This window comes from Dokdonella sp., assembly GCF_051958935.1.
Taxonomy (GTDB): domain Bacteria; phylum Pseudomonadota; class Gammaproteobacteria; order Xanthomonadales; family Rhodanobacteraceae; genus Dokdonella_A.
The window spans coordinates 1-11,552 of the sequence record NZ_JBQCFP010000044.1 but is presented as its reverse complement, the minus strand read 5'-3'; the positions used below and the strand labels follow the sequence as shown (position 1 = coordinate 11,552).

Annotated in this window: 8 protein-coding genes and 1 pseudogene; 3 read left to right on the top strand and 6 right to left on the bottom strand. The window is 70.4% G+C overall.

Annotation, left to right across the window (positions count from 1 at the left end; all coding sequences use genetic code 11):
- Positions 1-26: 26 nt before the first annotated feature.
- The 5 genes from ACTHK2_RS04135 to ACTHK2_RS04115 all read right to left on the bottom strand — a co-directional run bounded on the left by ACTHK2_RS04135 (position 27) and on the right by ACTHK2_RS04115 (position 5,290).
- Positions 27-815 (bottom strand): winged helix DNA-binding domain-containing protein, encoded by a 789-nt coding sequence (locus ACTHK2_RS04135; RefSeq protein WP_440244430.1) that lies wholly within the window; start codon positions 813-815, stop codon positions 27-29.
- Positions 812-1,213 carry a DUF3037 domain-containing protein gene (locus ACTHK2_RS04130; RefSeq protein WP_440244429.1) on the bottom strand — a complete coding sequence of 134 codons (402 nt, stop codon included), beginning with the start codon at positions 1,211-1,213 and terminating at the stop codon, positions 812-814. The genes ACTHK2_RS04135 and ACTHK2_RS04130 overlap by 4 nt, the downstream gene beginning before the upstream one ends.
- Positions 1,200-1,967: a HipA family kinase gene (locus tag ACTHK2_RS04125; RefSeq protein WP_440244428.1), complete on the bottom strand. Its 768-nt coding sequence runs from the start codon at positions 1,965-1,967 to the stop codon at positions 1,200-1,202. Before ACTHK2_RS04125 ends, ACTHK2_RS04130 begins: the two co-directional genes overlap by 14 nt.
- Before the next feature lie 137 nt (positions 1,968-2,104).
- Entirely contained in the window at positions 2,105-4,276 is a 2,172-nt protein-coding gene (gene dcp / locus ACTHK2_RS04120; RefSeq protein ID WP_440244427.1) for a peptidyl-dipeptidase Dcp, read from the bottom strand.
- Between the two features lie 378 nt (positions 4,277-4,654).
- Positions 4,655-5,290 (bottom strand): arylesterase, encoded by a 636-nt coding sequence (locus tag ACTHK2_RS04115; protein WP_440244426.1) that lies wholly within the window; start codon positions 5,288-5,290, stop codon positions 4,655-4,657.
- On the opposite strand from ACTHK2_RS04115, the pseudogene ACTHK2_RS04110 reads away from it, so the two are divergent.
- From ACTHK2_RS04110 to ACTHK2_RS04100, 3 genes and pseudogenes are all read left to right on the top strand, one after another.
- Positions 5,289-5,978 (top strand): annotated as a pseudogene (locus tag ACTHK2_RS04110) (ABC transporter ATP-binding protein); the annotation flags it as partial. The gene ACTHK2_RS04115 and the pseudogene ACTHK2_RS04110 overlap by 2 nt on opposite strands.
- A 155-nt stretch (positions 5,979-6,133) precedes the next feature.
- On the top strand, positions 6,134-8,614 hold the full coding sequence (locus ACTHK2_RS04105; protein WP_440244425.1) for an ABC transporter permease: 2,481 nt from the start codon (positions 6,134-6,136) through the stop codon (positions 8,612-8,614).
- A 101-nt stretch (positions 8,615-8,715) separates the two neighbouring features.
- Positions 8,716-10,884, top strand: coding sequence for a PAS domain S-box protein (locus tag ACTHK2_RS04100; protein ID WP_440244424.1), 2,169 nt, complete (start codon positions 8,716-8,718; stop codon positions 10,882-10,884).
- Between the two features lie 153 nt (positions 10,885-11,037).
- On the opposite strand, the gene ACTHK2_RS04095 is transcribed toward ACTHK2_RS04100, so the two are convergent.
- A partial coding sequence (locus ACTHK2_RS04095; protein WP_440244423.1) for a hypothetical protein occupies positions 11,038-11,552 on the bottom strand: 515 nt, incomplete at its 5' end.

The window sequence follows — 11,552 nt, the reverse complement described above, 5'->3', positions numbered from 1 at the left end:
GCGGGCAGCTGGGGCACGCGGGCCGACTACCTTGGGCTGACGTCGCCGTCGCCCGGCACGTGCCAGTAGGGACGGCCCCCGAGGTCGATGCGTTCGAGAACGCCGCGCGCGGATTCGTGACCCGCGCCCGCCTCGACCGCGGCGAGTCCCGACCACCAGGCGAAATCCTGCACGCTCGCGGGACCGCGCGCCGTGAAGTATCGGCGCGCGAGTTCGGCGAGCGCATCCTCGCGCGGACGCGGCGGCGTCGGCGGCAGCCAGTCGTCGAGCAGCACGAAGGAATGCTGCTTGCCGATGCGCGTGCCGAAGCAGAGCACGCCCGCATGCGCGAGCCACCAGACGAGGTGCAGGCCACGCGAACCCGCGGTCGCGATGCGCGCGGCATCGAATGCGGCATAGAGCGCATCACGCGGGAGCGCACGGCCGCCGGCGAGCACGCGCGTGCACACGGCGCGAGCGCGTTCGACCACGCGGTCGTCGAGATCGAACTCGTCCTTGAGGCGGCGCCGGCTGCGCTCGAGCACGCGCGCGCCGAGCAGGCCGAGCAGCCAGCGATAGTCGGCGGCCGCGACGACGTGCAGGGTGCCGCGCAACGGCCAGCCGCGCACGATGCTGCGCGCGGCGAATGCCTGTTCGACCGCGGCCTCGCTCGCGCCCTGCACGCGCTGGCCGATTCCCCACAGCATGCCGAGGTAATCCTGCGCCTGCACCGCGAGTTGCGCGTCGACGGCCTGCGCGACCGACGCGAAGCCATTGCCGACGAGGCGCTGGCGGCGCAATCGTGCGCCGGGCAGGTCGAAACCGCGCCGCGTCACGCGCGCGCAGACCTTCGTGCCGGCGCGCGCACCATCGTGTCGAGCAGGCGCTCGAGCATCGTCGCGTGGTCGTGGCAGCGGCCGCCGTGCACGGGCGAGGTCTGGATCATCGTGCTGCGCGGCGCGGTGAGCCAGCGGAAGCGCTCGCGCGCGGGCAGCCGGCCGATCGGCCCGGCGTCCTCGCCCCCGGCGCAGATCGCCGCGAACGCGGCGAGATGCGCGCGCACCGTGTCGAGATCGACATCGGGGTCGAGCGTGCGCAGGCGCGCCTCGTCGAGCTCGATGCGCGCCTCGAGGAACCGCCCGGCCCGGCACGACAGCACGACGCCCGCATTGACGAACTCGCCGCGCTCGACGCGCGGCACGACGCGGATCACCGCATAGTCATACACGTGCACGGAGCGCCTCCTCGACGAATGCGCGCGGCGCCTCGAGGCGCCGGCACAGGTACTCCGCGTAGGCCGCGCGATGCGCAGCCGCATCGGCGAACGGTGCGTCGCGGCCGAGCCAGCTGTCGGGGACCAGCGCCACGATGCACTCGACGACTTCACGGGTCAGCAGCGCGACGAGGCGCTCGTCGGCCTCGCGCAACTGCGTCGCGAACGGCAGCAACACGTGGTCCCTGATGCGCGTGAACGGGTCGGCCGCACGCGCGAGATAGCCATCCCACGCATGATGGAAGTACAGCGCGGCGCCGTGGTCGATGAGCCAGGGCTTGCGATGCCAGACGAGCAGGTTGGTGTTGCGCGGCGTGCGGTCGACATTGGTCACGAACGCATCGAACCAGACGATCGCCGATGCGAGCTCCGCGTCGGGCCGGTCGACGACGGGATCGAACGTGATCGATCCGGGCAGGTAGTCGAGCGCGAGATTGAGGCCGCCGCTCGCGCGGATCAGATGCTGGATCTCCGGATCGGGCTCGGTGCGCGCGATCTCCGGATCGAGCTCGACGAACACGATCTCCGGCACCGGCAACCCGATCGCGCGCGCGAGCTCGCCGGCGACGAGCTCGGCGATCAACGCCTTCGGCCCCTGCCCCGCTCCACGGAACTTCAGCACGTAAAGGCCGTCATCGTCGCCCTCGACAATGGCCGGCAGCGAACCGCCTTCGCGCAGCGGCGTCACGTAGCGGGTGGCGGTGATGGTTCTCATGCGGGAAGGATACGGCATGAGGGCTGATGGCATGAGGCTGAGGGCCGCAGAGCATCGCAGCTGCCGTCGCTCCCGCACAAAAAAGAAAAAGGGAGGGACCGCAGTCCCTCCCTCGCATCGTCGAAGAACGCGATCGCTTACTTCGCAGCCGGTGTTTCTTCCTTGAGGCCACGCTGCTCGAGCAGCGGCTCGACGCTCGGATCGCGGCCGCGGAAATCACGGTACATCTTGGCCATGTCCTCGGTGCTGCCGCGCGAGAGCACCATGTCGCGGAAGCGCTGGCCGTTCTCGCGCGTCATGCCGCCGTGCTCGCGGAACCAGTAGAACGCGTCGTGGTCGAGCACCTCGCTCCACAGGTATGCGTAGTAGCCGGCCGCGTAGCCGCCGCCCCAGATGTGCGCGAAGTACGAGGTGCGGTAGCGCGGCGGCACTTCGTACATGTCGATCTTGAGGTCGTGCAGCGTCTTCTTCTCGAACGCATCGACGTCCTGCTTGCCGGCGTCGGCGCCCAGCGAGTGCCAGCTCATGTCGAGCAGCGCGGCGGCGAGGTATTCGGTCGTCGCGAAGCCCTGGTCGAAGGTCTTGGACTTCTTGATCTTCTCGACCAGCTCGGCGGGCATCGGCGTACCGGTCTGGTAGTGCTTGGCGAAGTTCGCGAACACCTTCGGATCGCTGGCCCAGTGCTCGTTGAACTGCGACGGGAACTCGACGAAGTCGCGCGGCACGCCGGTGCCGGACAGGGTCGGGTACTTCACGTTCGAGAACATGCCATGCAGCGCGTGGCCGAACTCGTGGAACATCGTCGTCGCATCGTCCCAGCTGATCAGCGCGGGCTGGCCGGCGGCCGGCTTGGTGAAATTGCAGACGTTGAACACGACCGGCTTGGTGCCGAGCAGGCCGGACTGGCCGACGAAGTTGTCCATCCAGGCGCCGCCGCGCTTGCTGTCGCGCTTCCAGTAGTCGGCGTAGAACAGCGCGAGCGACGTGCCGTCCTTGTCGAACACTTCGAACACGCGCACGTCCGGGTGGTATACCGGGATGTCCTTGCGCTCCTTGAACGTGAGGCCGTACATCTGGTTGGCGGCGTAGAACACGCCGTCCTGCAGCACGCGGTTGATCTCGAGGTACGGCTTGATCTGCGCCTCGTCGAGGTCGTACTGCGCCTTGCGCACCTTCTCCGCATAGTGCTGCCAGTCCCACGGCGCGAGCTTGAAGCCACCGTTTTCCTTGTCGATGAGCGCCTGCATCGCCGCCGCCTCGCCGCGCGCCTTGGCGGTCGCCGCCGGCACCATGTCGGTCATGAGCTTCTTGGCCGCCTCGGGCGTCTTCGCCATCTGGTCGTCGAGCGTGTAGGCGGCGTAATTCGGGTAGCCGAGCAACTTGGCGCGCTCGGCGCGCAGCACCGCCAGGCGCTGGATGATCGCGCGCGTGTCATTGGCGTCGCCGTGCTCGGCGCGCTCGGTCGAGGCCTTGAACAGCTTCTCTCGCGTCGCGCGGTTCTCGAGCGAGACCTGCGCCGGCTGCTGCGTGGTGTTCTGCAGCGTGATCGCGTACTTGCCGTCCTGCTTGCGCGCCTTCGCCGCATCCGCCGCGGCGGCGATGTCGGCCTCGGATAGACCGGCGAGTTCGGCCTTGTCGGAGACGATCACCGCGCCTGCGTTGTTCGCCGCGAGCAGCTTGGTGCCGAACTCGGTCGTGAGGGTCGACTCTTCCTTGTTGAGTTCACGCAGCTTCGCCTTGTCGGCGTCGCCGAGCTGCGCACCCGCGCGCACGAAGTTGCGGTAGTAGCGCTCGACCAGCTCGGTCTGCTCGGCGTCGAGGCCGAGCGTCACGCGCGCGTCGTAGAGCTTCTTGACGCGCTGGAACAGCTTGTCGTTGAGGTAGATCGAATCCTGGTGCTCGGCGATTTTCGGCGCGATCGCCGCCTGCACCTTCTGCAGCGTGTCGTTGGTGTTGGCGCTGGTGATCGCGCCGAACACGGCGCCGACGCGGTTGAGCGTCTGGCCGCTGCGCTCCATCGGTTCGATCGTGTTGGCGAACGTCGGTTCGTCCTTCGAGGCGGCGATCTTGTCCATCTCGGCGATCTGCTCGCGCATGCCCGCCTCGATCGCCGGCTGGTAGTCGGCGTCCTTGATCTTGTCGAACGGCGGCGCGTGGAACGGCAGCGTGCTTTCATGCGCGAACGGATTGCTCGCCGGCAGCGCCGCGGTGGCGCCCGTGGCGAACACCTCGGCCGGTTGCAGCACGGCCGCGGTGGCGCCAAACAGGATCAGGTTCATCGTCGTCGTGAGGATCTTCGTTCGCAGCATTGGGGTTCCCCGTAGCGGAAAAAGGCGCCGGAGCGGACGCAGTCCGACGCATGGCCGGCCAGCCTAGTCGCCGCCGGCGGCTGCCGCCATGTGCCATTCGGCCCATGTGGGGGGATAGGGCTGAGGGCCGGGGGCCTGTGGCTGAACAGTGGCCTCTTCCGCCTTGCCGCGGCGTCGGTTGCTCTTGTGGAAGCCCCTGTGTTCGTCGCAGGCTCGCCGCAAGGTTCCGTTCGCGCTGAGCGCAGCCCGCGAAGCGGGGGGTGTCGAAGCACCGGTACTGCGGCGTCTGGCCCCTTCGAATCCCGCCCGCGGCCTCCGCGCTGGGTGAACGCAATAGCGGAGTTCGCATCCGCGAGCCCGCGGCCACCCGGGCGCTCTCTACGGCCGTCGGCCCTCAGCCCTCGACTGGGCCAACGCCGGTTCGAGGACCTTCCAGACATTCTCGAGCACGCGGGGCTCGGCCGCGGCACGCGGGTGGAGGCCGTCGTCCTGCATCAGGGCGGGGTCGAGCGCGACGCCCTCGAGCAGGAACGGGACCAACGGCACGTTGAATTCGATGGCGAGGCCCCGATACAACTCACGCAGGCCGTCGCGGTATTGCGGCCCGTAGTTGACCGGCAGCTCGATGCCGACCAGCACGGCGCGCGCACCCGCGTCGCGCACGGCTTCGAGGATCGCCTTCAGGTTCGCGCGCACTTGCGCCAGCGGCAGCCCGCGCAAGCCGTCGTTGGCGCCGAGTTCGACCACGACGATCCCGGGCGCATGTTCCTTCAGCAGCGCAGGCAGGCGCGCGAGGCCGCCGGCACTCGTCTCGCCGCTGATGCTGGCGTTGACGACTTGACGCATGGGCTTGGCGGACGCGAGGCGCGCGTCGAGCAAGCTGACCCAGCCTTCCTTCGGCGAGATGCCGTAGGCGGCCGACAGCGAATCGCCAAGCACGAGCACCGGCCCTGCCGCGGCGACGGCAGGCGCAGCGGACAACGACAACAGCACCACGAAAAGGAAACGCAGCATGAGTGACGGCACCGGATCGGCCTTGTATGCGAGGGAGGTTAGCAAAATCGTCGACGGCCCCGACGGCCGCCTGACGATCCTCGACCGCGTCAGCCTCGCGGTCGAGCGCGGTGACAGCCTCGCGATCGTCGGTGCGTCGGGTTCGGGCAAGACCACCCTGCTCGGCCTGCTCGCCGGCCTCGACCGGCCGACCTCGGGCACCATCGCGCTCGCCGGCGAACACCTCGATGCGCTCGATGAAGAAGCGCGCGCGCGCCTTCGCCGCAGCCGCGTCGGCTTCGTATTCCAGAGCTTCCACCTGTTACCCGCGCTGAACGCCGAAGAGAACGTGATGCTGCCGCTCGAACTCGACGGCCGCGACGACGCACGCGAACGCGCCGCCGACGCCCTCGCGCGGGTCGGCCTCGGCGCGCGCCGCCATCACTATCCCGCGCAGCTCTCGGGCGGCGAGCAGCAGCGTGTCGCGCTCGCGCGCGCGTTCGTGCACGGCCCCGACATCCTGTTCGCCGACGAACCGACCGGCAACCTGGACCAGCGCACCGGCGCAGGCATAGGCGATCTGCTGTTCGCGCTCAACCACGAACATGCGACCACGCTCGTGCTCGTCACGCACGACGCGACGCTCGCGGCACGTTGCGCGCACAGCCTCCGCCTGAGAGAAGGACGCATAGAAAACCGCGCCGCTAAAAGTGGCGACCCCTCGTCCCTCTCCCGCACCGCCGGAGAGGGGGGGACCATCGGCGCAGCCGATGGTGGGGTGAGGGAAAACGCGCCCGAACCCCCAGCGTCCCTCTCCCGCACCGCGGGAGAGGGGGTGAGGGACACGTCGCGAGTACCCCGCGCATGAGGCTCCTCGCCTTCGCCGCCCGCAGCCTGCGTCGCGAATTCCGCCACGCCGAACTCGCGACGCTCGCGATGGCGCTCGTGCTCGCGGTCGCCGCGATGGCCGCAGTCGCCACGCTCGCCGCACGCGTCGAACGCGCGCTCGTCGCATCGGCAGCCGAACTCATCGGCGGCGACCTCGCGCTCGGTGCCCCCCGCGCGCTGCCGGCCGAGCTTGCAAACGAAGCGCAGCGACGCGGCCTCGCGATCAATCGCCTCGCCCAGTTCCCGAGCGTCCTGTTCGCCAACGAACGCAGCCAGCTGTGCGAGGTGCGCGCGAGCGACGCCGCGTTCCCGCTACGCGGCACGCTCAGCGTGCGTGGCGCCGATGGCCTCGAACGCGACGCGCATGCGCCGCCGCCGGGTTCGATCTACGCCGACCATGCCGCGCTCGTCGCGCTCGGCGTCACGGTCGGCGCGAACGTGCAGCTCGGTGGGCGCGATCTCGTCGTCGCCGGCGAGATCGCGAAGGCGCCCGACAGCGGCAACCCGTTCCGCATCGCACCGCGCGTGCTCATGAACCTCGGCGACGCCGAAGCGGGCGGCCTGCTCGGCGCGGGCAGCCGCGCCGGCCATCGTTTGCTGCTCGCCGGCGACAGCGATGCGATCGCCGCGTACGCGGCCTGGGCCAAGCCGAACCTGCCCCCGGGCGCGCGCATCACGACGGTGCAGGACGCGCAGCAGAACCTGCGCAACGCGTTCGAACGCGGCGAGAGCTTCCTGCGCCTCGCCGCGCTGCTCGCCGCGCTGCTCTCGGGCGTCGCGATCGCGCTCGGCGCGCAGCGCTTCGCGCGACGCAAGACCGAGGAAGTCGCGCTGCTGCGCTGCCTCGGCGCGCGCCGCGGCGAGATCCTCGCCGCGCTGTTGCTCGAACTCGCATTGCTCGCGGTGCCGGCGTGCCTCGCCGGGCTCGCGCTCGGCCTCGGCCTGCAGCAACTCGTGTTCGAGCTCGCGAGCGGCCTGCTGCCCGCCGCACCACCGAAACTGCCGTGGGGGCCGCCGCTCGCCGCGCTGCTCGTCGGCGTGGCCGTGCTGTTCGGCTTCGCCCTGCCGCCGCTGCTGCGCCTGCGCGACGTCGAGCCGCTGCGCGTGTTCCGCCGCGACCTCGCGCCGCGCATGCGCCGCTTCGACGTGCTCTACCTGCTGCCGGTCGCGGTCGGTGCGCTGCTCGTGCTGGTCGGCGCAGGCAGCACGCGCCTCGCCGGCACGCTCGGCATCGGCTTCGCCGCGGTCGCGCTCGCGACCGTCATGCTCGGCCTCGCCCTGCTCTGGTGCGTGCGCCGCGTCTCCGCCCGCCTGCGCGGCGCGCTGCGCTTCGGCCTCGCCAACCTCGTGCGCCGGCGCGCGCTCACCCTGCTGCAGACCGGCGCACTCGCGCTCAGCCTCACCGCGCTCGCCGTGCTCGGGGTGATCGGTCCGTCTTTACTCGAGCGCTGGCGTGCGGACCTGCCACCCGACACGCCGAACTGGTTCGCGATCAACCTGCAACCCGAGCAGGAAGCGCCCTTGCGCGAGCGCCTGCAGGCGCTCCACGCATCGAACGTGAACCTGCTGCCGCTCGCCTCCGGCAAGCTCGTCGCGATCAACGGCCATGCACCGGAGCCCGCCGAGAAGGACGACCGCCGCGCGGGCGACTTCATCGAAGGCGAGGTGCGCGCGAGCTGGAGCGATGCGCTGCCCGAAGCGAACCGGCTGCTGCAGGGACGCTGGTTCGACGCCGCGACGAAGCGTCCTGCGATCTCGGTCGAACAGGTCTGGGTCGACCTGTTCGGGCTGAAGCTCGGCGACACCCTGACCCTGCGTTTCGGCGACCACGAGATCACCGCCGAAGTCACGAGCACGCGCAAGGTCGAGTGGGACTCCTTCCGCGCCAACTTCTTCCTCATGCTCGATCCCGCGACCGGCACGGGGTTGCCGCACAGCATGGTCGCGAGCTTCCATCTCGCCGGCGATGGCGCCGCTCCGCTCGCGGAGCTCTCGCGCGACTTCCCGAACCTGTCGCTGATCGACCTCAATGCGGTGCTCGACCGCATCCGCGACATCATCGGCCGCGTCACCGGCGCGGCGAGCTGGGTGCTCGGCTTCAGCCTCGTCGCGGGCGTGCTCGTGCTGCTCGCCGCACTCGCGGCGACCGCGGACGAACGCCGCTTCGAGGCCGCGTTGCTGCGCACGCTGGGCGCGCATGGCCGGCAGCTCGGGACCGCCGTGCTCGCCGAGTTCGGCGTGCTCGGGCTGCTTTCCGGCGGCATCGCGGTCGCGGCCGCCGCGGCGCTCGGCAGCGCGCTCGCCGCCGGCGTGTTCAAACTGGAAGGGTATGCGCCGCCGCTCGGGCCGCTCGCGCTGCTCGTCGCGGCCGCGGCGGCGCTGGTCGCGCTCGCCGGCTGGGCCGGCACGCGGCGCATCGCGCGCACGGCGCCGATGGCGGTGCTGCGTCGCGCCTGAACGGCCGGCGACGCGCCACCCGGCGGCGGGTGGCACCGGAGCCGTGGAAGTAGTAGCTTTTTGCGCAAGCCCCGCTGGATCCCGGAGCGAGCGGAAACGCCATGACGCGACCCGCGCCCTTGCCGCCCGACGAAGCACGACGCCTCGCGCGCCTGCGCGCGCTCGAGGCGCTCGACACCGAGGCGGAGCCGCTGTTCGATGCGCTCGCGCAGGCGGCCGCTTTGGTCGTCGGCGCCCCGATCGCGCTCGTTTCGCTCGTCGACGAAGGCCGCCAGTGGTTCAAGGCGAACGTCGGCCTCGAAGGCACCGGCGAAACGCCGCGCGACATCGCCTTCTGCGCGCACGCGATCCTCGGCGACGAAGTGTTCGTCGTGCCCGACGCGCGCGCCGACTCGCGCTTCGCCGACAATCCGCTCGTCACCGGCGACCCCGACATCCGCTTCTACGCCGGTGCACCGATCCGCATGAGCGATGGACTGCGCATGGGCACGCTGTGCGTGATGGACCGCCAGCCGCGCGAGCTCGATGCGAGGCAGACGGCGATCCTGCAGCAGCTCGCACGCGCGGTCGCCGAGGCGCTCGAGCAGCGCGCCGCCGAGCTCGAGCTCAACGATGCGATCCAGCGCGAGGCGCTCGCCGAGCGCCGACGCGACGAGGAGCGCCTGCGCCTCGCGAGCGTGCTCGAGGCGACCCGCGCGGGCGCGTGGGAGTGGAACCTGCAGACCGGCGACGTGCGCTTCAATGCGCAGTACGCCGAGATTCTCGGTTACTCCCTCGACGAACTCGAAGCATCGCGCTCGCTCACGCTGCGCGACCTCGGCCCGGACGGCCGCTGTCTCCCGCCGGCACTCATGAATGCGGACGACTGGCCCGGGGTCGTGCAGAACCTGCGCCAGTACCTCCGGCGCGAGCGCGACGCGTTCGACTGCGACGCGCGCATGCGGCACAAGGATGGCCATTGGGTGTGGGTACATACGAGCGGTCGCACGACGCATTGGACGGCAGAGGGCGAACCGCTGCTCATGTACGGCACGCTCGTCGACATTTCCGGCCGCAAGGCGGTCGAACAGAAGCTGCACGAGAGCGAAGCCTTCCTCGATCGCGCCGGCCGCATCGCCGGCGTCGGCGGCTGGCAGCTCGACCTGCAGACGCGCGAACTGCGCTGGTCTGACCAGGCCTGCATCATCCATGACCTGCCGCCGGGCTACCTGCCGACGCTCGAGGAGGCACTCGGCTTCTTCGACGAGCAGGACCGCGCCACATTGGAAGACGCCGTGCGCCGGGCCGCGGCCGACGGCAAGGGTTGGGATCTGGAGCTGCCGATGACCACGGCGCGCAAGCGCCGGATCTCGGTGCGCCTCGTCGGAACCGTCGAGATCGAGGACGGAAAGCCCGCACGCCTGATCGGCGCGCTGCAGGACATCACGGTGCGCAAGCGCGCGATCCAGGCCCTGCAGCTCAGCGAGCGGCGCTTCCGCCGCCTGTTCGAGGAAAGCCTCGGCCTCATCTGCACGCACGACCTCGACGGCGTGCTGCTGTCGGCGAACCCCGCCGCGGCGCATGCGATCGGCTACGAGATCTCCGAACTGCTCGGCCGGCGCCTGTCCGAGTTCATGCCGCCGGAGCTGCAGGCGTTCTTCGACGGCTACCTCGCGCAGGTCGCGCGCGACGGCACCGCGACCGGATTGCTGCGCCTCGTCGCCAAGGACGGCAGCCTTCGCACCTGGCAGTTCCACAACACGCTCGACGACGAAGGCGACGAACCGTACGTGCTCGGCCACGCGCAGGACATCACCGAGCGTGAACAGCAGGAACGCCAACTGCGCGACTGGAGCATCCGCGATGCACTCACCGGCTGCTTCAACCGCCGCCACCTCGCCGACGTCGGCCGCAGCATCCCCGACGACGACCCCTGGGGCTGCGTCGCGATCGACCTCGACCGCTTCAAGCACGTCAACGACACGTACGGCCACCAGCGCGGCGACGAAGTGCTGGTCGCGATGGCCGAATTCCTCAGGCGCCACGTGCGACGCCAGGACATGGTCGTGCGCGCGGGCGGCGACGAATTCCTGTTGCTGCTGCCGCACGCCGACGAAGCGCAGACGCAGGACATCATCCGCCGCATCGAAGCCGATCGCGCCGACGCGCCGATCGGCTTCACCCTCGGCCACGCGGTACGCCGCGGCAAGACGACGCTCGACGCCGCGCTCGCGCAGGCCGACAACGAACTCTACGCGCTCCGCGCCAAGCGCCCCGCGGTCGCGCGATGACGCTTCGCCGCGTCCAATGTCGTCGTCCCGTGATCCAGAAGCATCTCTTCAAAAACCGATAGCGCGGGTCGAGCCGCATCGCGGCGAGCCCCGCCGCGTTCGGCACGCAGCGACGCGGCACGACCCGATGCCGCGGTCGCACAGGGTGCGCTCCTATAGCGCATCGAACCCGCGCTCCACCGCCTGCGCCCATATCACGACGCCACGCCCGAGTGGCGCATCCGCCACGAAGCGGTGCACGCCCGCATCCAGTTCGCGCGCACCGTCATAGCGCACGCCGTCGAGTACGCCACCGGCGCCGTTGCGCGTCACGAGCGCGTAGCGCCCCGGCACGCCGATCGTGAACTCGACCGCCGTGCCCGCCGGCGCGGCCGGCAGGCGCGCCCCAGCGACGCGCCAATGCGATGAGATCGGCAGGTAATTCCGCTCGACGAAGGCGAGGGTGTCGCCCGCGAGCTTGTTGGTCTGCGCGACCATCGTGCGCGTCGCAACCAGCCGCTCGACGATCGTGTCGGGAATGAGCCCGAGCCGCATGCGCGCGAGCGTGACCGATTCGAGCGCGTAGTAGAACGGCCGCCGCCGATAGATGCTCTCGCCCTTCGCATCCATGACGTCGTCATTGGTATTGGTGAGGCGCAGCACCTCGGCCAACGCCGCGCGCGCGTTCG

What these genes read in the sequence shown, in the direction of transcription:
- ACTHK2_RS04125 (WP_440244428.1), bottom strand. Translation starts at nt 1,967, where the DNA reads ATGAGAACCATCACCGCCACCCGCTACGTGACGCCGCTGCGCGAAGGC.
- dcp (WP_440244427.1), bottom strand. Translation starts at nt 4,276, where the DNA reads ATGCTGCGAACGAAGATCCTCACGACGACGATGAACCTGATCCTGTTT.
- ACTHK2_RS04115 (WP_440244426.1), bottom strand. Translation starts at nt 5,290, where the DNA reads ATGCTGCGTTTCCTTTTCGTGGTGCTGTTGTCGTTGTCCGCTGCGCCT.
- ACTHK2_RS04105 (WP_440244425.1), top strand. Translation starts at nt 6,134, where the DNA reads ATGAGGCTCCTCGCCTTCGCCGCCCGCAGCCTGCGTCGCGAATTCCGC.
- ACTHK2_RS04100 (WP_440244424.1), top strand. Translation starts at nt 8,716, where the DNA reads ATGACGCGACCCGCGCCCTTGCCGCCCGACGAAGCACGACGCCTCGCG.